Consider the following 23357-nt stretch of genomic DNA (forward strand, 5'->3'; position numbering starts at 1 on the left):
TCCCCAAACCGGTTTGGGGAGCGTCTGCACACGGAGCGGGGAGTCCTACCTCCCGATCCGGGTATGTGTTCTGAAGGGACATGTCTGACAGAGGTGTGTAGGGACATGTCGGACACCTGATGGTTGTGGCTCAGTGTGTGGGTCATGGCGGATCTGGTGGTTCCGATGGAGGTTCGGTTCGCGATCGGCGCGTTTGCTGCGCTGGATGATTCGTCGGTCTCGGTGACGGAGTTGTGCCGGCGGTACGGGATCAGCCGGGACACGTTCTACCGGTATCGGGCGCAGTTCGCGGCGGAGGGTTTGGAGGGGTTGTTGCCGCGGTCGCGGCGGCCGCGGCGCAGCCCGAACGCGACCCCGGTCGAGGTGGTCGAGCGGCTGCTGGCGATGCATCGCCGGTTGGCTGCCGACGGCTGGGACGCGGGGGCCAGGAGTGTGCGGGACTGGTTGCTGCTGGACGGGGCGGTGGGTGTCCCGTCGGCGCGCACAGTGCACAAGATCCTCACCGAGCACGGCTGTGTCACGCCGTCACCGGGCAAACGTCCGCACAGCTCTTACAAGCGGTTCGAGGCCTTGTCACCGAACGGGATGTGGCAGACCGACGCCACGGCCTGGTGGCTGGCCGCCGGCCACGGTGGCAGGCAGGAGGTCGCGATCGTGCGGGTGATCGACGATCATTCCCGCAAGATCTTGGCCACCGTGGCCGCGGTCAGCGAGAACGCCGTCTCGGCCTGGGCATGCATGAAGATCGCGTTGGAGCGACACGGCAAGCCCGCGGTGGTGCTGTCCGACAACGGGCTGTCGTTCAGCACACGCCGCCGCACCGGCGGCTACTCCGACCTCGAGGCCAAACTGGCCCGGATCGGGGTCTACCACGTCACCTCCTCGCCCTACCACCCGCAGACCTGCGGGAAGAAGGAACGCGACTGGCAGCCCCTGAAACAGTGGCTCAACGCCCGCCCCGCGGCCGCCGACCTGACCGAACTGCAACGCCTGCTGGACAGCTACGACATCATCTTCAACACCCGCCGCCCCCACCAGGCCCTCGACGGCCAGACCCCCGACCAGCGCTACCACGCCAGCACCAAGACCGGCCCCGACCCGGACCAGCCGCCGGCACCACGCACCACCCTCACCACGGTCAAGGCCTGCTCCAAAGGACGCCTCACAGTCGGCGACGGCTACCGGATCGCGCTCGGCCGCGAATGGGCCGGCACCCAACTGCACATCCTCCGCGACGGCCCGCACGTCGTGGTCTTCCACGACCACCACCTGATCAAGCACATCCAGCTCGACCCAGACATCAAAGACATCCCGTCCGGCCTGCCCCAAGGACGCCGCCCCACCAAACCCCTACCCTCGAACACCTAACACAAGCCGTGTCCGACATGTCCCTTCACACCCTGTCCGACATGTCCCTTCACATCACATCCCGATCCGGGTAGACAGGACTCCCCAAACCAGTTTGGGGCTCACAAGCACGGTTACGCCGCCGCGCGGGCGTACGACGCGGACGGCCGAGCTGGACCGACCTGCGACCCGAACTACTCCTGACGGGGCACTAGAAAGGAAGTTCGCCCGGCATCAGCACGCGATCAGTGCAGTTAGGCGACCTTCCTCCAGGCCGCGCAGTTGCTGGTTTCGAAACCCTTGTCGGTCTTCTTGATCGTCACCGTCTGCGGACCGTCGCTCAGATTGTTGGCGAGGATGGCGTCGAGGTCGCCGTCCAGGTTCTTCAACCGCGCCCAGTAGCAGCCCTCACCGCCGGTCGACTTGTACTTCCCAGGCTTGATGTCGACGCCGACCTCGTAGGTGCCGTCGCCCTCGAACGTGGCTGCGGCTTCGGGCGGCGCAGCCGTCACAGTCTTGGCCGGCGGAGCAGGCTTCGTCACCGTGACCGGCGGCGCCGTCACCGTGACCGGCGGCGCTGTCACGTTCACCGGAGGCGCCGTGACCGTCACCGTCGAGCCTGGTGCCTGGACGGTCTCGGTGGCCGTCGCCTGCGGTGTGCCGGCTGACGTCGATGCCGTGCCGCCGCTCGGTGCGGCGCCGATGACCAGACCCAGTACGAACGTTCCCGAGGCCACGGCCCACGGGACCCAACGACGGCGCTTCTTAGGCTGCGGCGGCTGCGGGCCGGGACGCATCGGCCCCTGCGGCGGCGGCTGCTGCGGTGGCAGCTCTTGCTGCGGATAGAAAGGTTGCTGCGGAACTTGCTGCGACATGGTCGCTCTCCCCCCATGTCCCCGAGGTCCCCGGGGATCTCCGGCCACCGTAACCCTCCGTGATCGACGCTGCCCTGGTCCGAAGGTCCTCTCGATCCGGCCAGAGGTCCTGATCCGGCCACCGCGGTTGTCGCACTGTTTCGCCTGGAGTGAATTGCGTCTGCTCCGGGCGAACAGGTGTAGTCGAGTGGCTCTGCTGAGTGACAGGTTCACAGGCATGGGATGGGTCGTGAGGGGCGAGTTCCGGAAGCTGTGGATCGGGCAATTGGTGTCCGCGTCGGGCAGTGCGGTCACCACTGTCGCGCTGCCGCTGGTGGCTGTGGTGACCCTGCAGGCGTCGGCCGTGGAGATGGGTGCGCTGTCGGCGTTGACGATCGCACCGCATCTCGTGTTCGGGCTGCTGGCCGGCGTCTGGGTCGACAGGTGGTCGCTGCGTCGCGTCCTGATCTGGACCGACGTCGGACGGCTCCTTCTGCTCGGCTCGGTGCCTGCGGTGGCAGCACTGGGCTGGCTGCGCATCGAGCAGCTGTACGTCGTCGCCGTACTGACCGGAGTGCTGACTCTGCTGTCCGACACCGCGTCGCAGACGATGATCCCGGCGCTGGTGCCCCGTGAGGACCTGATGCGGGCGAACAGCGCGGCAATGCTCAATCTCAACCTCGCCTCCACACTCGGACCGTCCGCAGCCGGCTTCCTCGTACAGGTGCTCACGGCACCGTTCGCGATCCTCATCGACGCCGCGTCGTACGTCGTGTCCACGATCGCGGCATACCTGCTCCGCGAGCCCGCCCGGGTACCCGCACGACCACGGTCCGAGGTGCGGCTGTCGGCCGGCCTGCGGGTGCTCTTCGGCGACCGGATGCTCAGACCGCTCGTCGTCTCGGCAGGATTCGCTGCCATGGCCGGCGCGATGCAGGGTCCGCTCGTGGTTCTCTTCCTGATCCGTGAGCTGCACAGGTCACCGGCGTTCGTTGGGCTGTCCATGACCACGTTCGGAGCTGCTGCGGTGGCCGGAACCTTCCTCGCCCCCGCGTGGTGCCGCCGGTTCGGCCTCGGTCACTCCTACCTGTCCGGTGTGTTCCTCGCGTCACTCAACGGGGTCGCCCTGTTCACCGGTGTGACGCCGGTGATCCTCCTCGGACAGGTACTGGCCGGACTCGGTATGTCCCTGTTCGCCGTCCCGCAGCGCACCCTGCGCCAGGCGCTCGCGCCGCCGCACCTCGTGGGGCAGGTGACCGCGTCCTGGCGCACTCTGGTCATCGGCGGGCAGACGGTCGGCGCAGGCGTCTCCGGCGTGGTGGCCACCGCCATCCACATCCGTCCCACCCTGCTGATCGCGGCCGCCGGCATGCTCGCCGGTCTCCTGGTCGCGGCCTTCTCCCCGCTCCGCGGACTGCAGGATCTGCCCGAAGAGGAACCGGTCGAACGATCGGTCACGTAGTACTGATTGCGGATCGTGATAGGTGGAGGTGGGGTTCCCGCGTGGGCATTGGATGGGCTATTGCGTTTCATCGGCAGGGAATGGAATTCGCGCGACAAGCGCTTACCTACTGAGCGATACTGGAAAGTGCGCCGTTTTCAGGTCGCAAAACCCCTTTGACTCGAAGTAGATGGGAAGTGCGCCCGTCCAGATGCCTTCAGAGCACACTGTCCAAGCGCCGTCGATCGCAGCCCCTACCACCCGTGCCCCAGAACGCAGCCGCAACCTGTGGCGGCTCCGTCCCTACTTGAAGCCACACCGTTGGCGCCTCGCGGTGATGTTCTCCACCGCCATGCTGGGCGTCGGCGTCAGCCTCGCCGTTCCGCTGGTCACCCGAGCCATCATCGACGGTCCGGTCACCCGCCGCGAGCTGAGCATGCTGGTGCCGCTGGCACTGCTGGCCCTCGGGCTCAGCATCTCCGAGGTCATCCTGGTCTGGATGCGTCGCTGGGCGCAGTCCCGGACCGTCAGCGACCTCGAGGCCACGCTCCGGCACGACCTGTACGTCCGTCTGCAGTCCCTGCCGATGGAGTTCCACACCCGCTGGCAGAGCGGTCAGCTGCTCTCCCGCGTCACCACCGACCTGTCCACGATCCGCCGGTTCATGGGCTTCGGTCTGCTGTTCCTGGTGATGAACATCCTGCAGCTGGCCGTGGTCACGGTCTTGCTGCTCCAGCTGTACTGGCCGCTCGGCCTGGTGGTCCTGGTGGCCGCTGTGCCGATCGTCATGGTGTCGCTGAAGTTCGAGAAGAAGTACCTGCGGATCTCCCGCAAGGTCCAGGACCAGCAGGGTGACCTGGCCACCCGGATCGAGGAGTCGGCGCTCGGCTTCCGGGTGATCAAGGCGTTCGGCCGGCGGCCGCACGTCCAGGGTCAGTTCGACGACGAGGCGACCACGCTGTACGACACCGAGGTCGAGAAGGTCCGGCTCGCGTCGCGGTTCTGGAGCTTCCTCGGCGTCATCCCGAACCTGACGCTGGTGATCGTGCTGCTGCTCGGCGCGCTCGCCGTCGGCCGGGAGGCGATCACGCTCGGCACCCTGGTCGCGTTCATCACGCTGATGCTGTCACTGGTCTGGCCGGTCACCTCGCTCGGCGCGATCCTGGCGATGGCGCAGGAGTCGATGACCGCGGCGGACCGGATCAGCGAGATCCTGGACACCTACTCGGTGATCAAGTCCGGCTCGGAGGAGCTCCCGAACGCGCGTGGTCACCTGCGTTTCGAGCACGTCGGGTTCCGGTTCTCGGACGACTCCACCGAGGTGCTGCACGACATCAACCTCGACCTGACCCCTGGTACGACGCTCGCACTGGTCGGTGCCACCGGGTCCGGCAAGACCACTCTGACCGCACTGGTCCCCCGGCTGTACGACGTGACCGCCGGACGGATCACCATCGACGGGCACGACATCCGGGACCTGTCCCTGGTGTCGCTGCGGACGGCTGTCGCGTCCGCGTTCGACGACCCCACCCTGTTCTCCATGAGCGTCCGGGAGAACCTGACCCTCGGCCGTCCGGACGCCACCGAGGCGGACGTCCAGCAGGCGCTGGACGTCGCTCAGGCGCAGTTCGCGAACGACCTCCCGTGGGGCCTGGACACACGCGTCGGTGAGCAGGGCATGTCGCTGTCGGGTGGTCAGCGGCAGCGGCTCGCACTGGCTCGTGCAGTGCTCGCCAAGCCCGCCGTACTGGTGCTGGACGACACCCTGTCCGCTCTCGACGTACACACCGAGGCGCTGGTCGAGGAAGCACTGCAGAACGTGCTCTCCGAGACCACCGGCATCGTGGTCGCGCACCGCGCGTCGACGGTGATGCTGGCCGACCAAGTGGCCCTGCTGCAGAACGGCACGGTCACCCACGTAGGAACCCATCACGAGCTGCTGACCACGGTCCCGGCGTACCGGCACCTGCTCGCAGCGGAGGAAGAGGAGGTGCACGCATGACGACAACGCAGACACCTCCTCCCGACGAGGTGAAGGACGAGCAGGAGCCGGAGGAGCAGAAGTGGCGGGGGCAGTTCGAGGAGGACCCCGACCGGGAGATCTCTCGTGCGACCAGCATCCGGCTGAAGGAGGACTCACGGAAACTGCTGGGTGAGCTGCTCCGGCCGTACAAGAAGGTCATCTGGCTGCTGGTAGCGATCGTGATCGTCGAGAACGCGGCCCGGCTCGCCGTGCCGTACCTGGTCCACCTGGGCATCGACAACGGCATCCCGCCGATCCTGGCGGGCAAGGGCTCCCAGGAGCTGGTCACGATCGTCATCGCCGTCCTGGCGTCGGCGTTGCTCCAGGCCTTTGCGCGGCAGCTGTTCCTGATGCGCTCGGGCCGACTCGGTCAGACCATCCTGCTCGGGCTGCGCAAGCGGGTGTTCGACCACTTCCAGCGGCTCAGCCCGGCGTTCCACGACAAGTTCACCTCGGGCCGGGTGATCTCCCGGCTGACGTCCGACGTCGGCGTCATCGACGAGATGCTGGCGAGCGGGTTCGACAGCCTGGTCACCGCGGTGCTGACGCTGGTCGGCACGTCGATCATCCTGCTCACGCTCGACGTGAAGCTCGGTCTGCTCGCCCTGCTGTCGTTCCCGGCGCTGCTGCTCCTGACAGCCTGGTTCCGGAAGCGGTCCGCGGCGGTCTACCGGCAGACGCGGGAGGCCGTCGTCCTGGTCATCGTGCACTTCGTCGAGTCGATGACCGGCATCCGCGCGGTGCAGGCGTTCCGTCGGGAGCCGCGGAACGAGGAGATCTTCCACGGCGTCAACGACCGGTACCGGAAGGCGAACCTCGAGGCGTTCCGGCTGAACGCGGTCTTCATGCCGGCGATCAAGGGCGTCGGCAACATCACCATCGTCGCGATCCTGGCGTACGGCGGTTACCAGGCGTACCACGGGCACGTGACGGTCGGCGTCCTGACCGCGTTCCTGCTCTACCTGCGGCAGTTCTTCGAGCCGCTGCAGGACATCACGCAGTTCTACAACACGTTCCTGTCCGCTTCGGCGGCGCTGGAGAAGCTGTCCGGCGTGCTGAGCGAGACGCCGGACGTTCCGGAGCCGATCCAGCCGGCCAAGCCAGGTCCGGCGCACGGTCATCTGGAACTGCGGAACGTGCGCTTCGAGTACGTCGACGGCGTACCGGTGCTGCCCGGTCTGCAGCTGGACGTGCCGGCCGGTCAGACCCTGGCCTTGGTCGGTACGACGGGTGCCGGCAAGACGACCATCGCCAAGCTGGTGGCACGGTTCTACGACCCGACGAGCGGTCACCTGCTGCTCGACGGTGTCGACCTCCGGGACCTGGCCGAGGACGACCTGCGTGAGCGGGTCGTGATGGTGACGCAGGAGAACTTCCTGTTCACCGGCTCGGTCGCCGACAACATCCGGTTCGGCAAACCGGGCGCGACGATGGAGGAGGTCGTCGAGGCCGCGAAGGTGATCGGGGCGCACGACTTCATCACGGCGCTGCCCCACGGGTACGAGACCGCGGTCGAGAAGCGCGGTTCCCGGCTCTCGGCGGGTCAGCGTCAGCTGGTCGCGTTCGCGCGGGCGTTCCTGGCGAACCCCGCCGTACTGATCCTGGACGAGGCGACGTCCAGCCTGGACATCCCCAGCGAACGCCTCATCCAGCGGGCGCTGAAGACGATCCTGGCCGACCGTACGGCGATCGTCATCGCGCACCGGTTGTCCACCGTCGAGACCGCCGACCGCGTCCTGGTCCTGGAACACGGCCGGATCATCGAGGACGGCCCTCCCGGCCACCTCATCACCATGGACGACGGCCACTACGCCGGACTCCACCAGGCCTGGGAAGAGTCACTGGCCTGACGGCTCTGGGCGCGTGGGGTCCTCCTCACGCGTCCAGTCCGTTGTACGGCGGGCCGCATTCGTCTCCTGTACGACGGCCCACGCGTCGGCGACCGGTCCGACGTGCCGGAGCTTGTCCGGGTTCACCACCGCACGGATCGCCTGGATCTGCCCGTCGACGATGTCGAGGGTCCACGTGTTGACCACTCTGCCGTCGCTATCGCGGAAGATCGCGCCCGGCTGACCGTTCACCAGCTGCGGCTCCACAACGCCACCGATCTGCGCGAAGGGTCCAGCCAGCGCAGCCAGCATGCCTGCCACGTTGCGGGCGCCGGCCACGACACCTCGGCCCCACTGCGGCGCCTTGCCGCCCGCGTCGCCGACAAGCTGCACGTCCGCGGCCAGGAACTCCATCAAGTTGCCGACAGCACCCTCTTTGAACGCCTCGAAGAACCGCACCGCCAGCTCCTCCCGCTCTCGCTGGTCAGCTGCGAACCTGGGGCGCCCCGCGTCCATGTGCCGACGGGCACGGACCACCAGCTGACGGCACGCCGCCTCCGAGCGCCCCACGGCCGATGCCACCTCCGCGAAGCCGAACCCGAACCCGAACCTGCCGAGGATCCGATCGGTGATCGAGAACAGCAGCGGTCGCAGCTCCTCGAACTCCTCGTCGCGTGTGCGCATCAGGCCAGCTCGGCCTTGAAGCCCTGCCGCCACGACGGGTACTGCAGCTCCCAGCCGAGCTCTCGCTTCGCCTTGGCGTTCGAGAAGCCGCGTCCCTCGGTCATCATCACCACAGCCTGGTCTCCCGCCAGCCGCCGCGCCAACCACACCGGCACGCGCAGCGGCGGCTTCGCACCGGCGCACTCCGCCAGGTACGGCAGCCAGTCGCTGGCCGGCAGTTGGGGCGGGTCGTCGAGTTCGAGCAGGGACTGCGCTGGCGTGTGTGGTTTCCGGACGAGGAGCACGTGTCGGCATCTTCGTTCTTGCGGGATCTGGCTGCCTCGGATTGTTCGCCGGCGACGCTGCGCAGCGACGCCTACGACCTGCTGCGCTGGTTCCGGTTTCTGCACGACCGGTGGACAGCATGGGAGCACGCTGAACGGACTGACGTCCGGGAGTTCGTCGAGCGGCTACGCGACTCGCCGGTACCGCAGCGGTTGAACCGGCGAACTGGTGCAGCGGCGCCGGGGTCGGTGACTCCGATCACGGGCAAGGCGGTGCTGGGCACGAAGTACGCCGCTCGCACGATCAACCATCAGCTGAGCGTCTTGTTCGGATTCTACGAGTGGGCGTGTGCGGCTGATCTGGGTCCGTTGATCAACCCGGTGCCCGCACAGCGAAGCCGCGCCGCGCGCTGGTGTCGTTCTGGCTGTCCAGTGGTGCCCGGGCCGGCGAGCTGCTCGGGTTGTGTCTGGATACCGACCTGGACGCCGGCGCGAACACGATCACGGTGGTCAGCAAGGGCAGCCGCCTGCGGGAGACGATTCCGGCCAGCGTGGACTCGTTCGTTTGGCTGGCGCTGTATCTGCGCGAGGAGTGCCCGCCCGTCACGCCGGGTGGACCGCTGTGGTGGACCCGGCAAGGCACACCACGGCAGCACGGCTGCTCGCTGATCCGGCGTTCACGCTGTTCGACGTGCAGACGATCCTGCGGCACGCCAGCGTGTCCACGACCCAGATCTATGCCCAGCCACGGCTTGAGGATCTGGTCACCAAGGTTCTGGAGCACTACGCCCGCCCCCGCACGAAAGGCCCCGTGATCAAGTCGGCCTACGACTCCGCCGCGGTCCGCGAACTACTCGGCCTGCCCGCATGAGCGGCCCCACGACCACCGCTCACGAGATCCCGGCGCAGCGGCGGCAAGCGAGCACGACTCGTGCAGCGTCCGGGCCGTCGATCAAACTGCGGTCCGCGGGGATGAGTTCGGCAACCTCATGTGGATGCGCCGGCCAGGTGGCACAGACTTGCATTACCTGCGGCCTTCAAGCGCAAATTCTCGAGGCACAGACACCGACTGTCGATCGGCCTGCCTTGGAGTCACCCCCCACAGTGCGGAGCCCGTCCCCCGCTGGGGCGAGGCGGTCGTAGAGGGCGTCCCGGCGGTGGCCGCGACGGCGGCCTACCCCCCGCGGTCGGTCAGCGGGCGGTGAGCCCGGTGAGCAGGAGGGCGAGCCATCGGGCGCGGGCGGTGGGTGGCTGGTCGGCGGGGAGGGTGAAGAGCATCAGGTACAGGTCGTCGACGGTGAAGTCGGCGCGCAGACCGCCCTGGGCTTGTGCGGTGCGGATGAGTTGGCCGAGGGCCTGGGTGACGCGGGTCTCCACCTCCTGCATGGCGGGGTGGGCTGCGTGGTCGGCGCCGAGCGCGTACGCGGCTGCTTTGACGGCGCGGTTGTGGGCGACGGTGTCCATCACGCGGCTGAGGAAGCCGGTGAGCTCCGCCATGGCGGGTGAACCCTGGTTCTCGCGTTGCAGGCACTCTTCGGCGTCGTCGGCGAGTGTTTCGAACGAGGTGGCGACCACGGCTGTGACCAGGTCGCTCTTGTTCGGGAAGTGCTTGTACAGGGTTCCGACCGCGACGCCCGCAGCAGCGGCTATCTGCTCCATCGACACCTCGGGCCCGTGCTCGGTGATCTGCTCATGCGCCGCGGTCATGATCCGGGCGCGGTTGCGGGCCGCGTCGGCACGCAGCGGTCGGGGTGAGGTCATGGAGCCCTCCGGGACCATTTGACGAAAGATGAATGATGCTTCACTCTACAAGATGAAGCATCATTCACGTTATGGAGGTTGATCATGGCCAGCACGACCGACCGGTGGACCGAACAGGACATCCCTGCCCAGGACGGCAGGGTCGTTGTCGTCACCGGCGCCAACAGCGGCCTCGGGATGCAGACCGCGCGGGCCCTGGCCCAGCATGGCGCGCACGTCGTCCTCGCCGTGCGCAACCTCGACAAGGGCGACGAGGCCCTCGCCCGCATCAGCGAGCGTGCCCCGGGCGCCAAGCTCAGCCTCCAGCGCCTGGACCTTGCCTCCCTCAAATCGGTACGCGCGGCCGCCGATGAGCTGCACGCGGCGCATCCGAAGATCGACCTGCTCATCAACAACGCGGGCGTGATGTTCACACCCCGGCAGAAGACCGAGGACGGGTTGGACATGCAGTTCGGGGTCAACCACCTCGGGCACTTCGCGCTCACCGGCCTGCTGCTGGACCTGATGCTGCCCGTGCCCGGCTCCCGGGTGGTCACCGTCAGCAGCTTCGGCCACCGCATCCGGGCCGACATCCACTTCGACGACCTGCAGTTCGACCGCTCCTACAACCGGGTTGTCGCCTACGGTCAGGCCAAGCTGGCCAACCTGATGTTCACCTACGAACTCCAGCGCCGCCTCGCCCCGCACCACACCACCATCGCCGCCGCCGCGCATCCCGGCGCGTCGGATACCGAACTCACTCAGAACATGAGCGGCCTGGTGCGCAAGGGGGCCGAACTGGTCCAGCCTCTGCTGACCCAGCCGGCCGCCATGGGAGCGCTGCCCACCCTGAGGGCGGCCACCGATCCCGCCGTCACCGGAGGCCAGTTCTACGGCCCCAACGGCATGGGCGGAACCCGCGGATACCCCGAGGTGGTCACCTCCAGCAAGAAGTCCCACGACACGACCGTCCAGCAGCGCCTGTGGACCGTGTCCGAGCAGCTCACCGACGTCCGGTTCTCCGTCTGAGGCCTCCACCCGCGATCGGCCGACCAAGAGGAGAGTCGGCCTGCGCTGCTACTCGCGGACCCTGGAGGACCTTGGCCGACTATGCCCCTGGCGGCGTGGGCGCCGGGACGGCGGTAGGGCACACCGGTGACAGCAGGTCAGCGGCGCGCGTCGCCGGGTGCGAGCAGGCTGGTGACCTCGGCGATCGCTTCCGCCGACGGATGGAAGTAGCGCCGTACCTTCTCCGGCTTCTTGTGCCGGGACTTGGCCATCAGCATCGGCAGGCTGGCCCCGGCCTCGCCGAGGTGGGTGAGCCCGGAATGCCGGTATTCGTGCAGGTCCCAGCCCGTGCCCGGTACGCCGCCGACGAAAGGGTGTCCGGCGCGCCACCGCGCTTGACTTGTTCAGTGAAGACAGCCACCACAGTTGCGCTCGCAGCGTCGTCAAGATGCACCCAGGAACTGTAGCCAGTCCCGCGTCCCACCAGCGGGTACTGGCGTTTGCGCACGAGCTCCACCTGGTCGTCGATGGCCCCTGGTCCGTAGAAGGCCGTACCGCATGACAGCGCCACCGATCTTCAGCACGAGGTCCTCGATGCGGCTCAGCGCCTTGAGGCCGACGTACGCCGCTGTTCCCTCCAGAAGGTCCAGCGGGTCCTCCTCGGTCTTGACCCAGCCGCCTTCGCGGATGCCGTTCCAGCTCGCGTAGCCCTGCGCAACGAAGTGCGCGACGCCGACTGCCTCGGCCGCGGCCAGGAGGTGGTCAGTGCCCTCGGTGCGTAGTCTGTTCGTCTTGGCGAACCAGCGGTCCGGGTGCTTGATGTCCGGCTTACCCGCGTGCGTCATCGAGATCGCAGTCATCTGATGCACGATCACATCCGGCCGCGCCAACGCGACAGCCTCGCCGCCAGCCGCCGCCCCAGCACACCGCTTCCACCAGCCACAAACACCCGCATCCTCAACACCCTCCTCATTCGGTTTCGCTCCCGAGACGAGACAGCACCGCCGTCTGTGACATGACGACGGCCCAGAACTGTCGCAGGGCGTCGGTACCGTGAATGGCATGTTGACGACGTTGGCGGTGGAGAACTACCGGTCGCTGCGGCGGGTCGTCATGCCGTTGCGCGGTCTGAACGTCGTGACCGGGGCCAACGGGACGGGGAAGTCGAGTCTCTACCGGGCACTGCGGTTGCTGGCTGATGCTTCGCGCAACGGTGCGGTGGCGGCGCTTGCGCGCGAAGGCGGTCTGCAGTCGACGCTGTGGGCGGGGCCGGAGCATGTCCGGAAGGATCGCCCGACGCAAGGCACCCGGCGGACCGGGCCGGTGACGTTGCGGATGGGGTTCGCGGGGGACGACTACGGCTATCTGATGGATCTCGGGTTGCCGATCCCGAACGGTTCGCAGTTCGATCTGGATCCGGAGATCAAGCGGGAAGCCTTGTGGGCCGGGCCGTTCCTGCGGCCGGCGGCGTTGCTGGTCGAGCGCACCAACCACGAGGTGCGGATCCGTTCGGCGAGTGGTGAATGGCAGCGCGGCGGGCACCAGATCCAGACGTTCGACAGCATGCTGAGCGAGTTCGCAGACCCGGAGCGCGCGCCCGAACTGCTGCTGGTGCGGGAACGCCTGCGGGGCTGGCGGTTCTACGACCACTTCCGCACCGACGCGACAGCGCCCGCCCGCCGAGTCCAGGTCGGCACGCGCACCGCCGTACTCTCCGCAGACGGCGCGGACGTGGCCGCGGCCCTGCAGACGGTTCGGGAGCTAGGTCCTCAAGGAGCTTTGGACGAGGCGATCGAGCTCGCGTTCCCCGGCAGTCGTGTCCAGATCACCAACACCGCAGGCCGTTTCGAGATCGCCTTTCACCAGCATGGGTTGCTGCGTCCGCTCTCTGGCGCCGAGCTCTCCGACGGCACCCTCAGGTACCTCCTGTGGGTCGCCGCGCTGCTCACGCCGAGACCGCCCGAACTCCTCGTCCTCAACGAGCCCGAGACCAGCCTGCACCCCGATCTCCTGCCGGCGCTGGCCAACCTGGTGGTCACCGCGGCGAAGGAGACCCAGGTCATTGTCGTCACCCACTCCCGCCCGTTCATCGCGTCGATGGAGGCCCTCTCCCCCGACCTCCAGACGATCGAACTCGTCAAGGAGAAAGGCTCCACCACCATCACCGGCCAAGGCCCACTGGACGAGCCGCCGTGGAAGTGGCCGAGTCGCTAAGGCTTGACGCTCTCGAAGCGGACGAGGATCACGGATCCGGCCGCGGACAGGACGAAGCCGGCGATTGCGGCCGGCCACCATCCGGCGCGTACGGCGTCGTCGAGGACGAAGACGCCCACGGCGGCCGGGGTGATGGTCTGCAACGCGATCATCGGCGTGGTGGCCAGCGTCACCGAACCGCGTTGCAGGGCCAGCGAGTAGAGGATGAACGCAAGCGCCCCGCTGATCGGCAGCGTGTACAGCGTGGGGCTCCGGACGAGTTCGCTCATCGACCCGTCCTGCAACAAGCGCGCCGAGATCGCAACCCCGGCGTACCCGAGACCGGCGAGCAAACCGAGCAGTGCCGTGGAGACACCGTGCTGCGAACGACTGGCAACGGCGCCCAGTACGGCGAGGACGACGAGCCCCACGATGATGCCGATCGTGAGCCCGTGATGCTGCGCGCTGGCGCCCGCATCGCCTGCCGCCACCGCGAGCAGACCGAGGCCGACGCAGACGCCGATCACCGCAGACCACTCGAGCGCACTCAGCTTGTCCGACATCAACCGAGTCGCGAGCAACGCCGTCACAACCAGACTGACCGCGATACCAGCCTGCGCCAGGTACAACGGCAGCAACCGCAGCGCGACGAAGTGCAGTCCGAAGCCGGCCAGGTTCAGCGCCAGCGCACCGAGGAACGCCGGTTGCTTGAGCAGCGCGACCACGAACCCGCCGAGCCGCCGCGGATCCAGCTCCGACTCGGTCGGCACCTTCCGCGAACCGACGGCTTGCAGGATCGCCCCGACACCGAACAGCACCGCGGCGCCGAGCGCCGCGCCGAGACCGAGAACCACTAGGAAACAGCCCTGCGGCGCCAGGTGAGGTAGAGGCTGAGGCCGCCGTAGTAGACGAGGTAGGCCAGCGAGATCGCGACCACGATCGCGTTCGGGTTCGGCATCTGCGCGAGAAGTACGGCGTACGACGCGAGCCAGATCGCGGTCGTCAGCAGGTTCAGCGAGCGGAACGCCTTCGTGCGCGACGGGTACACGTACTTCACGGGAATGAAGACGAGCACCGAGCAGACCACCAGGATGGTGCCGGTGCTGACCGGGCTGAGGCCGAGCACCACGACGTAGAACGCGACCACGTTCCAGTAGCTCGGGAAGCCGAGGAAGAAGTGGTCCTCGGTCTTCGCGTCGACCCGGCAGAACTGGTAGCTGGAGGCAAGCAGCGGCAGCGCGCCGAGGACCGCGCCCCAGGTCCCGGACGGGAGATAGCCGCCGGTCCACAGCAGCACGATCGGCGCGAACGCGTACGTCAGGTAGTCGACGATGTTGTCCAGCATCGCGCCGTCGAACCACGGGATGGTCTCCTTCACCCGCAGCCGGCGTGCGAGCATCCCGTCGGTGCCGTCGATCACCAGGGCCGCGAGCCCGAGCCAGAGCGCCCGGACGGCGTCGCCGTCGATGGCCGCGATCACGATCAGCAACGCGAGCACCGTTCCGCTCGCGGTATAGGCATGCAGTGCAAATCCGGCCAGACGCAACCGCGTCGACCCGACGAACGGTTCCCGCACCGCGTCGTGTGTGGTCAGGACAACTCCCAGAACTCAGGCGACGCAGCGCGTCGGGCCGGGTCGAGGTGGACCCAGCCGTCGCCAGCGTCTCACAAGCCTGGTCTCGCCCCAGTGACCGACCGTCATCTCCCGCAGATCTTTGCAAGGACTTAGTCAGTCACGGGGCGCGGGGAACTACGCGATCGGGTCGAGCAGGAAGAGCGGGATCTTCCGGGTGGTCTTCGTCTGGTACTCGGCGTACGGCGGGTAGGCGGCGACTGCCCGCGGCCACCACTCGTCGTACTCCGCGCCCTCGATCTCGCGGGCCACGTACTCCTTGGTGGTCTCGCCGTCCTGCAGGGTGAGCTTCGGGTCGGCCTTCAGGTTGTAGTACCAGACCGGGTGCTTGGGAGCGCCGCCGAGCGAGGCGACCGCGGCGTACACACCGTCGTGCTCGACCCGCATCAGCGGGACCTTCCGGATCTTGCCGGACTTGGCGCCGCGCATGGTCAGCAGCACCACCTTCATACCCTTGATGTCGACCGCTTCGGTGGTTCCGGCCGCGGTGACCTTCTCGACCTGGTCCCGCACCCAGCCGGTGGGACTCGGAGCGTAGTCGTCAGTGTTCGATGTCATGTCATCAATGGTAATGGTGACACATCAACATCGACACCCCCGGCGTGGTCAGAGTGTCGGGGCCAGCGTGGTCAGGGTGGTGAGGGCGTTGTCCCAGGCCTGGGCGGACTGGTCGGGGTCCTGCTCGTTGTCCAGGCGGTCGAAGCCTGACTCGACGACCAGCAGGCGGGTGCCTTCGCCTTCCGGGGTGACGGTGAACTCGACCAGGTTCGCATTGCCCGGCGCCGGTTCCACTCCGGGATCGACGGCGTACCGGTAGGCGAACCGCCGGCCCGGCTCGACCTTCTCCACGAACCCGAAGAACTCCCCGTGCTCGTCCCACCGCATCACCAGCCGCCCGCCTGGCCGCAGATCGATCTCCGCGCCACCGAACGCGTACCACCGGGCGAACACCTCGGGTTGCGTCACCGCGGCCCACACCGTCTCCGGCCGAGCCTCGACGTACACCTCACGCTCAACGCTGTCCATGCCGACCATCCTGCCCCTCAAACGGCGCAGGACTTGAGTTGTGTCGCGGTCGCGATCGTCGCCTCGACCCACCGGCGGCGCAGGAAGTGCGCCTTCAGGAGCCGGTGTACGCCGTCCAGCACGACCAGCCGGCCGCGGTACGCGACCAGGTTGATCGGGAAGTCGAGATCCGCGTCCATCACCCGCTGGTAGTGCGCGCGGAAGTTCATCGGCGTCTCGGCGACCTGATGCGGCGTGACCTTGAACCGCTCGCCCTCGAGCTGCCACAGCGGCAGGTCGAACATCCAGACCAGGTCCGCGATCTCGACCGGCTCGACCTTCAGATCGAGCTCCCACAGCTTCGCGAGTTGCCAGCGGTACGGCGGGAACACCTCCCGCAACGCCTCCGGCATCATCGCGACCAGTTCCTCGAACGAGACCTCCGGCGCCGCCCGATCCGCGCGAGCGCCGAACGTGTCGCCCAGCCCATCGATCGTCACGACGGAGCAGGCTACGCCATCGGCAGGGCGAGGACGACCACGTTGCTGAGGTAGACCTCGCCGTTCCAGTCCTCGCACGTCACGAGAACGAGCCGGCCGGGAACGCTCTGGTCGAACAACTGCGCCGCACGCTTCGCCAGCGTGGCCTTCCGGTACGTCGTCACAGTGGCAACCCGGTACGGCAACTGGCCACGAGCCGTCGACACTCGCACAACGGCTCCGGGAACCAACTTGCCGAGGTTGTCGAACGCTCCGCCGCCGTTGTGAACCGTGTGGCCGGTGATGACAGCGGAACCGCGCGTGCTCCCGGGCTCCGCTCCCCCGGACCACCAGCCGACCTTCGACGGGTCGGAAGGCGGGGTCAACGCGGCATGTACGGCGTCGATCGCGACGACCGGCGCGGTCACGCCGAGCCGCGGGATGCTGATGCCCGTGGGCATTCCGGCCCGCGCTGTCGCCGTGCGGCCGGCCGACGATTTCGGCACAACTGCAGGTCTACCCGGACCTTCTGCTGACATTGCCGCAGGGGTCGGCAGAGTCGACGACGCACCGGCTTGCTGGTTACCGCCGAACTGCAGGTACGCGCCGGCTCCGAGTACGCCGACACCCACGAGCGCGACCACCCCACTCCACCGAAGTGGAGCAGGGCGGCCGCGTCGACGGGCAGAGCTCATTCCAGGTCCTGCTAGGCGCTGCGGGTCCCACGTCGACGGAGCGCGACGATTCCGGCACCGGCGAGCATCGCGCCGCCGGCCGCGAGCAGCAGACCGCCCGCGAGACCGAACGGACTGTTGCTGTCGGCAACCGAGTTGGAGGACGGGCCACCGAAGCCGGCGTCGACCTCGGTCGGTACACCGGCCGTCGGGGTGTCACTCGGTACGTCGGAGGCCGGGGTCGACTCGGTGACCGTCGGGGGCGTGTCCGACGGGCTGGTCGACGTACCCGGCGAGGTCGGCGTCGTAGACGGCGTCTCCGACGGGCTCACCGACGGCGTATCGGTCGTCGTGGGCGGTGTCGTCGGCGGCGTGTCCGTGGTCGTCGGAGGCGTGGTCGGCGGCGTGGTGGGCGGAGTGTCCGTCGACGTCGGCTGCGTGGTCGGCGGGCTCGTCGGCGGAGTGGTGGGAGGCGTGGCGTCGCAGCCCTTCACCCAGAACACCTTGTACTTCGTGTCCTTGCCGATGGAACCGGGGGCGTTCACGGTGACCTTCACGTGGTAGCCCTGCTTCGGATGCGGCTGGCCGGTGAACTTCAGCGTGTAGACCTCGCGCGCATCCAGGTCGTTGCCGGTGCCACCCGCCGCGTCTTCGCCGATGAACGGGTGCAGGTTGCCGGACACGACCTGCAAACCACCGTCCTTCGTCGGCGCCTGATCCTTGAAGGTGACCGTCGCGTTGTAGTCGCCCTTGTCGAAGTTGTAGAACTCGACGGTGAACGAACAGCCCTGATGCGGGTTGTTGTTCGGCGGCTTGTCCTGGAGCTCGGCGCCCTCGATCTTCACGGTGCCGTTGTTGCCCGGTGGGTTGCCTTTGTGGCCGCCGGTCGCGACGGTGTGGTCGGTCTGGTCCGCGTTGGCGGAGGGCGCGACGAGCAGTGCCGTTGCGCCGAGAAGCAGGGAAAGGGCTCCGGCGCCGGCGAAGATGCCGGCGGCCCGGGAGCGAACGCCCGTGTGGGTCATGTCCGTCCTCGAACGAGAGTGCAGGGGTAAGCCTAGAGAAGTATTTCGGTTTCGTCACAGCAGTCAAGGTTGTTCGGTAACGATTGGCCCCGTGCCGGACGTGGTTGTCCACAGGCCTTCGCGTTGGGGCCTGTGGACAACCTGCACGGTCGATCGTTGACTGCTGGAGCGTGCTCCGGGCTACCTGGCGTGGCGGCCGTGGCGGCGGAGGGAGGCGATCGCACCACCTGCGAGGAGCATGCCTCCGAGCGTCATCAGAATGCCGCCGGTTTCGCTGGTTCGGCTGTCGGTTGCCGCGACCGCGCGGGTCGGCGGACCGGGCAGACCGGCATCCACGGCAGTCGGTACGCCGGAGGTCGCCGAACTCGTGTGGTGCGTCGAACTCGTCGACGGCGCACTCGTAGGCGGCGCGCTACTCGGCACCGTGCTCGACGGAGGCACAGTCGCAGACGTGGTCGGAGGCGTCGTCGGAGGCGTCGTGGGAGGCGTCGTCGGCGGCGTCGTCGGCGGCGTGGTCGGTGGCGTCGTCGGTGGCGTCGTGGGAGGCGTCGTCGGCGGCGTCGTGGGCGGCGTGGTCGGTGGCGTCGTCGGAGGCGTCGTCGGCGGCGTGGTGGGTGGTGGGGCGTCGCAGCCCTTCACCCAGAAGACCTTGTGTTTGGTGTCCTTGCCGATGGAACCGGGGGCGTGGATGGTCACCTTGACGTGGTAGCCCTGGACGGGATGCGGCTGGCCGGTGAACTTCAGCGTGTAGACCTGCCGAGCGTCCAGATCGTTGCCACCACTCGCCGGATCACCGCCGATGAAAGGCGTGAGGTCGCCTGACACGACCTGCAGCCCGCCGCCGGCCGTCGGCGCCTGGTCCTGGAAGATCACCTGCGCGTTGTACGGCCCCTGGTCGTAGTTGTAGAACTCGACGGTGAACGAACACCCCTGGTGCGGGTTGTTCTCCGGCGGCTTGTCGCCGACCTCCACCCCGTCGATCTTGATGGTCCCGTTGTTCCCCGGCGGCGCGGCCATCGCCGCACCGGCAGGTCCGGAGACCTCGCCCGGCCGGACCAGCATCGCACCGGCACCGATCAGAACCGTGAGCGCTCCGGCAGCTGCCACCATTGCGGCAACCTGAGCGCGAACCCCCATGACGAGCATCCCCAGTCCCCCTGTCGTACCTGCAGCCACAGCACGGTCAGACATCTCATCTGCAGTATGCCCCTCTCGTTGCCTAAGTCAACAAAACGGGGAATTGACAACGAGAGACTTGGTTGCCTTAGGCATGGGCCGTGCGGTGGATGATGACGATCGCCGAGTCGTCGCCCGGTCCGCCGGCCGCTGCGACCAGCTCCTCGGCCGCGCCCAGGAATCCCTGCCCGACCAGCCGTTCCGCGAACCCGGTCAGCCGGTCCGTACCGCGGCCGATGTCCTGCCGCGGCGTTTCGACCATCCCGTCGCTGTAGAGGAACAACGCGTCGCCGAGCTTCAGCACCCCGCGGTTCACCTCGAACGTCGGCGCCTCCATCAGCCCGAGCAGCGGCCCGTCCGCGTCCCGCGTCTGCCACCGCCCCGACCACGCGTCGAACTGGATCGCCGGCGGATGCCCGGCCGTCCGTACGTCGAAGTCGCCGGTCCGCAGGTCCAGCACGACATGCACCACGGTCGCGAAGTCGTCGTCCCAGTCCTGGCGCCGCAGATACCGGTTCGCCGACGACAGGAACTCCTCCACCGGTACGACGCCCAACAGCCCGCCGAACGCACCGGACAGCAACAGCGCCCGCGTCCCCGCGTCGATGCCCTTGCCGGAGACATCGACCAGCGCCACCTCGAGCAGGTCGTCGTGCATCGTCGACACCACGAAGTCACCGGAGAACGTCGACCCGCCGGCGGACTGGATCGCGACCTCGACCCGCCAGCCGGGCGGCAACGGCGGGATCTCCCCCTGCGCGGTGAGCGTGTCCCGCAACTCCATCAGCATCGACTCGCTCCGGGTGCCGGCGACGCCCAGCCGGCTGCGCACCTTGGCGCTGGTGATCATGATCCAGCCGACGATCACGAGCACCAGCACGAAGCCGATCCGGGGCAACGTCATTCCGCGCGACAGCACGACGTACGCACCGAACGCCGTCGTGATCCCGGTCAGCGCCACCAGTTCGCCGAACCGCAGCAGAACGCCGCCGACCACCAGCGGGACGATCAGGAAGGACGCCGGTACCAAGGTCATCCAGACGTCACTGGCGATGGAGATCACCAGCTGCACGAGCACCAGCGCGACGAACGCCACCCGGTGGGAACGACGGGCACGACGACCCAGCGCCTCGACCCGGCGGCCGATGCGTCGTACCAGCGCAAGACCGCCGCTCTTCCTCATGGTGTGAAGAACATAACGGTACCGAACGGTCCGTGCATCAATTCGCAACACAACTGATGGCTTTCAGCCCTTGCGAGTGAGACCGGTTCGTTGGCATCTGGGACACCAGAACAAGTTACGGCCCGCGAGGATCTTCGTCCGGATCACCGACTGGCAGACGTAGCACCGTTGCCCTTGGCGCCGGTACACGTACACCTCACCACCATGGTCGTCCCGGCGCGGGTCACGACCCATCGCCTCCGGCGTGTGGTCGTCGGCAACGGTGTCGATCCGGCCGGTCTCCACGCCGTACTTCATGAGCGCGAGCAGGTCGTCCCACATGCCCTGCCACTCGCGCTTCTTCACCACGTTGCCGGGCGTCATCGGGTTCAGCTTCGCCCGGAACAGCACCTCCGCGCGATACACGTTGCCGACACCGCTCAGCACGTCCTGGTTCATCAGCAACTGACCGATCGGCAGCTTGCTACGGTGGATGCGGTTCCATGCCAGGTCCGGATCCGCGTCATCGCGCAGCGGGTCCGGACCGAGCCGGCCGAGCAGCTTGTCGCGCTCCTCGTCCGTGATCACCTCGCACACCGTCGCGCCGCGCAGATCGGCGTACGACGTGGCGTTCTGCAGCCTGAGCCGGACCTGGCCGACGGGCTCTGGCACCGGCGCCGGCCGGATGTCCATCTTCCCGATCAGTCCGAGGTGGATGTGCAACCAGCCCGCGCCCTCGAAGTCGGCGAGGAAGTGCTTGCCGTGGGCCTCGGTCTGACGCAGCAGGTGCCCGTCGAGCAGCGCGGCGCCCTCGGCGAACCGGCCCTGCGGGCTCGACGACCGGACCGGGCGGCCACCGAACGCGTCCCAGACGTCGTTCGCCAGCCGGTGCAGCGTGTGACCTTCAGGCATCATTCCTCTTTGACGTCCTCCCCGACCTCATGGCCAGGGATTTCTAACTACCACGCGGGCGTAGCGAGTTGGGGTTCACGCTTCGGCGAGACCCGCACTGGCGTCTCTCGGCGTGCGCTGACGGCCCGTCCAGCCGCGATGTTAACTGCCGCGTTCACGTCCGCGTTCACCTGGTGGCCGCAGGCCACGCATCGGAAGATCGCTTGACTCTCGCGGTTTCCCGGTGCGCAGTGCCCACAGGCGGCGCAGGTTTGCGACGTGTACGCAGGATTCACTTTCTGGACCCGCCCCAGCGCTTTGTGCTCCAGGCGCCGGACGAGCATTCCCCAGCCATTGACCAGGATGCCGCGGTTCAGCCCGGCCTTGGCACGGCGCCGGTTCGGCAGGTAGGAACCTGGTTGTTCGGGGCTGGGTTTGGGCTTCGGTCGCCGGGTCATCTGTGCGATCCGAAGATCCTCCACGCGGATGACGTCGAAGCGCCGTGCGAGGTCGGTGCTGGTCTTCTCCGTCCAATCCTTGCGGCGGTCGCCGGCACGGGCATACAGCTTCGCGATTGCTGCCTTCACCCGCCGACGGCGTTTGGAGCCAGGACTGCAGCGGGCAAGGCGGCGTTGCAGGTGCTTGAGCCGCGCCTGCTCGCTCTCAGACGGGCCAGGGCACTTGAGCAGCTCGCCCGTGGACAGTGCCGCCGAGACGGTGACACCGCGATCCACTCCGACTACGGCGCCGGTGCCGGGTCCCGGGATCGGGTCCGGGATAGCCGCAAACGCAATGTGCCAGCGGCCCGTCCGGTCACGCTTGATCCGGTAGGACTTCGCTTCAGGTACGGCTCGGGAGAGCCGGAACCGCACCCAGCCAACTTTGGGCACGTTCGCCGCGGCCCACTTCCGATTCAACTTGACCACTTTGGAGGCCTCGGGGCCAACGATGCGGAATCCCTCGTGGATCTCGACTTTCCGCCAAGTTGGTCGCTGGTGAGTGCCGCGATAGAAGTTCTTGACGGCCTGGTTGAAGTCCCGTAGTGCTTGCTGCTGAATGGTTTGCACCCCGAGGCGCAACCAGCTGAACGCGGCCCGTGCCTCGGTCAACTGCCGACATTGCTTGACATAGCCCGGCGTTGGGCCCTTGTCGCGGGTCCACATCGACCATTGCTCGACCGCCAGGTTCCAGACGTACCGAGCATGCTTGCACTGCTCAAGCAGCGCAGCCCGCTGCGCGGGAGTCGGATACATTCGGAAGCGGGACATGCCCGTATCCCATCAGCCAGGACCGACAGTCCTGATGTTCGAGAGGAGGCAGCCAGTGACAGACGGAGCAAAAGGTCGGCCGCCTACTCCGGCCGTGGTCGGTACTGGGCGGAGTATGCGGGCCCGGGACGTGTCACGACCACGTCAGCCCGTCGTACGCCGTCCTGTGCTGCCGAAGACCGACGAGGACGATCAGGGCAGTGGCGGGAGCTTGCCGGTCGACTCGTAGCCGGACAGCATCTCGATCCGGCGGGTGTGCCGCTCCTCGCCGGAGTAGTCGGTCGCCAGGAACGTCTCGACGAACCCGGTGGCCTCCTCCTCGGAGTGCATCCGGGCGCCGACGCTGATCACGTTGGCGTTGTTGTGCTCGCGGCCGAGCCGTGCGGTGTCGGTGCTCCAGGCCAGCACGGCCCGGACCCCCTTCACCTTGTTCGCGGCGATCTGCTCGCCGTTGCCCGAGCCACCGACCACGACGCCCAGACTGCCCGGCTCGTCGACCACCGCCAGCCCGGTGCGCAGGCAGTACGGCGGGTAGTCGTCGACGGCGTCGTACACCGCAGGACCGTGGTCCACGACGTCGTGCCCGGCAGCGGTCAGGTGCTGCACCAGGTGGTTCTTCAGTTCGAAGCCGGCATGGTCGGAGCCGATGTGCACTCGCATGGCCC

General features: G+C 67.8%; 24 protein-coding genes. 7 read left to right on the forward strand and 17 right to left on the reverse strand.

Going from position 1 to position 23357, the window contains the following annotated elements:
* Positions 1–144 precede the first annotated feature (144 nt).
* On the forward strand, positions 145–1368 hold the full coding sequence (locus EV649_RS05730) for a DDE-type integrase/transposase/recombinase (RefSeq protein WP_130381195.1): 1224 nt from the start codon (positions 145–147) through the stop codon (positions 1366–1368).
* A 233-nt stretch (positions 1369–1601) separates the two neighbouring features.
* Here the strand turns inward: EV649_RS05730 and EV649_RS05735 are convergent, their stop codons facing one another.
* Entirely contained in the window at positions 1602–2222 is a 621-nt protein-coding gene (locus tag EV649_RS05735; RefSeq protein WP_130381197.1) for a hypothetical protein, read from the reverse strand.
* 217 nt (positions 2223–2439) lie between these two features.
* Here EV649_RS05735 and EV649_RS05740 point away from each other — a divergent pair, with 217 nt between their 5' ends.
* From EV649_RS05740 to EV649_RS05750, 3 genes are all read left to right on the forward strand, one after another.
* On the forward strand, positions 2440–3663 hold the full coding sequence (locus EV649_RS05740; RefSeq protein ID WP_157996183.1) for an MFS transporter: 1224 nt from the start codon (positions 2440–2442) through the stop codon (positions 3661–3663).
* 286 nt (positions 3664–3949) lie between these two features.
* On the forward strand, positions 3950–5644 hold the full coding sequence (locus EV649_RS05745; RefSeq protein ID WP_241997735.1) for an ABC transporter ATP-binding protein: 1695 nt from the start codon (positions 3950–3952) through the stop codon (positions 5642–5644).
* Complete coding sequence (locus EV649_RS05750) at positions 5641–7515, forward strand: ABC transporter ATP-binding protein (protein WP_130381203.1); 1875 nt, start codon at positions 5641–5643, stop codon at positions 7513–7515. The genes EV649_RS05745 and EV649_RS05750 overlap by 4 nt, the downstream gene beginning before the upstream one ends.
* Here the strand turns inward: EV649_RS05750 and EV649_RS05755 are convergent.
* Positions 7504–8178: a hypothetical protein gene (locus EV649_RS05755; RefSeq protein WP_198682319.1), complete on the reverse strand. Its 675-nt coding sequence runs from the start codon at positions 8176–8178 to the stop codon at positions 7504–7506. The two genes, EV649_RS05750 and EV649_RS05755, sit on opposite strands and share 12 nt — an antisense overlap.
* Positions 8178–8462 (reverse strand): hypothetical protein, encoded by a 285-nt coding sequence (locus EV649_RS05760; protein WP_241997737.1) that lies wholly within the window; start codon positions 8460–8462, stop codon positions 8178–8180. The genes EV649_RS05755 and EV649_RS05760 overlap by 1 nt, the downstream gene beginning before the upstream one ends.
* 604 nt (positions 8463–9066) lie before the next feature.
* Between EV649_RS05760 and EV649_RS41075 the strand changes: the two genes are divergently transcribed.
* Entirely contained in the window at positions 9067–9312 is a 246-nt protein-coding gene (locus EV649_RS41075) for a hypothetical protein (RefSeq protein WP_198682321.1), read from the forward strand.
* 320 nt (positions 9313–9632) lie between these two features.
* Here the strand turns inward: EV649_RS41075 and EV649_RS05770 are convergent, their stop codons facing one another.
* Positions 9633–10202, reverse strand: coding sequence for a TetR/AcrR family transcriptional regulator (locus tag EV649_RS05770; RefSeq protein WP_130381205.1), 570 nt, complete (start codon positions 10200–10202; stop codon positions 9633–9635).
* An 84-nt stretch (positions 10203–10286) separates the two neighbouring features.
* Here EV649_RS05770 and EV649_RS05775 point away from each other — a divergent pair, with 84 nt between their 5' ends.
* Entirely contained in the window at positions 10287–11210 is a 924-nt protein-coding gene (locus EV649_RS05775) for an SDR family NAD(P)-dependent oxidoreductase (RefSeq protein ID WP_130381207.1), read from the forward strand.
* Positions 11211–11632: 422 nt separating this feature from the next.
* On the opposite strand, the gene EV649_RS05785 is transcribed toward EV649_RS05775, so the two are convergent.
* Positions 11633–12049 carry a hypothetical protein gene (locus EV649_RS05785; protein WP_241997739.1) on the reverse strand — a complete coding sequence of 139 codons (417 nt, stop codon included), beginning with the start codon at positions 12047–12049 and terminating at the stop codon, positions 11633–11635.
* A gap of 202 nt (positions 12050–12251) precedes the next feature.
* Here EV649_RS05785 and EV649_RS05790 point away from each other — a divergent pair, with 202 nt between their 5' ends.
* The gene (locus tag EV649_RS05790) at positions 12252–13403 is read left to right on the forward strand and encodes an AAA family ATPase (RefSeq protein ID WP_130381211.1); all 1152 of its coding nucleotides are present in this window, start codon (positions 12252–12254) and stop codon (positions 13401–13403) included.
* Here EV649_RS05790 and EV649_RS05795 read toward each other — a convergent pair.
* The 12 genes from EV649_RS05795 to EV649_RS05855 all read right to left on the reverse strand — a co-directional run bounded on the left by EV649_RS05795 (position 13400) and on the right by EV649_RS05855 (position 23352).
* Positions 13400–14236 carry a hypothetical protein gene (locus tag EV649_RS05795; RefSeq protein ID WP_198682323.1) on the reverse strand — a complete coding sequence of 279 codons (837 nt, stop codon included), beginning with the start codon at positions 14234–14236 and terminating at the stop codon, positions 13400–13402. The two genes, EV649_RS05790 and EV649_RS05795, sit on opposite strands and share 4 nt — an antisense overlap.
* Positions 14236–14958, reverse strand: a complete 723-nt coding sequence (locus tag EV649_RS05800; protein ID WP_130381213.1) for a CDP-alcohol phosphatidyltransferase family protein — start codon at positions 14956–14958, stop codon at positions 14236–14238. Before EV649_RS05800 ends, EV649_RS05795 begins: the two co-directional genes overlap by 1 nt.
* A gap of 174 nt (positions 14959–15132) precedes the next feature.
* The gene (locus tag EV649_RS05805) at positions 15133–15573 is read right to left on the reverse strand and encodes a nitroreductase family deazaflavin-dependent oxidoreductase (protein ID WP_130381215.1); all 441 of its coding nucleotides are present in this window, start codon (positions 15571–15573) and stop codon (positions 15133–15135) included.
* Between the two features lie 48 nt (positions 15574–15621).
* Positions 15622–16041 (reverse strand): SRPBCC domain-containing protein, encoded by a 420-nt coding sequence (locus EV649_RS05810; RefSeq protein ID WP_130381217.1) that lies wholly within the window; start codon positions 16039–16041, stop codon positions 15622–15624.
* 17 nt (positions 16042–16058) lie between these two features.
* Complete coding sequence (locus EV649_RS05815) at positions 16059–16520, reverse strand: hypothetical protein (protein ID WP_241997741.1); 462 nt, start codon at positions 16518–16520, stop codon at positions 16059–16061.
* 11 nt (positions 16521–16531) lie between these two features.
* Positions 16532–17143, reverse strand: coding sequence for a class F sortase (locus EV649_RS05820; protein ID WP_241997743.1), 612 nt, complete (start codon positions 17141–17143; stop codon positions 16532–16534).
* Between the two features lie 62 nt (positions 17144–17205).
* A complete protein-coding gene (locus tag EV649_RS40740; RefSeq protein WP_157996184.1) occupies positions 17206–18195 on the reverse strand; it encodes a hypothetical protein in 990 nt (329 codons plus the stop codon).
* A 180-nt stretch (positions 18196–18375) separates the two neighbouring features.
* Positions 18376–19386, reverse strand: a complete 1011-nt coding sequence (locus EV649_RS05835) for a hypothetical protein (protein ID WP_241997745.1) — start codon at positions 19384–19386, stop codon at positions 18376–18378.
* A 73-nt stretch (positions 19387–19459) separates the two neighbouring features.
* A complete protein-coding gene (locus tag EV649_RS05840; protein WP_130381223.1) occupies positions 19460–20554 on the reverse strand; it encodes a PP2C family protein-serine/threonine phosphatase in 1095 nt (364 codons plus the stop codon).
* A 63-nt stretch (positions 20555–20617) separates the two neighbouring features.
* Positions 20618–21445: a DNA-formamidopyrimidine glycosylase family protein gene (locus EV649_RS05845; RefSeq protein WP_130381225.1), complete on the reverse strand. Its 828-nt coding sequence runs from the start codon at positions 21443–21445 to the stop codon at positions 20618–20620.
* A 47-nt stretch (positions 21446–21492) separates the two neighbouring features.
* Positions 21493–22692 carry an RNA-guided endonuclease TnpB family protein gene (locus EV649_RS05850; RefSeq protein ID WP_130381227.1) on the reverse strand — a complete coding sequence of 400 codons (1200 nt, stop codon included), beginning with the start codon at positions 22690–22692 and terminating at the stop codon, positions 21493–21495.
* A 192-nt stretch (positions 22693–22884) separates the two neighbouring features.
* Positions 22885–23352, reverse strand: a complete 468-nt coding sequence (locus EV649_RS05855; protein ID WP_130381229.1) for a ribose-5-phosphate isomerase — start codon at positions 23350–23352, stop codon at positions 22885–22887.
* Positions 23353–23357: the final 5 nt, after the last annotated feature.

The organism is Kribbella sp. VKM Ac-2569, from assembly GCF_004216905.1.
Taxonomy (GTDB): Bacteria; Actinomycetota; Actinomycetes; order Propionibacteriales; family Kribbellaceae; genus Kribbella.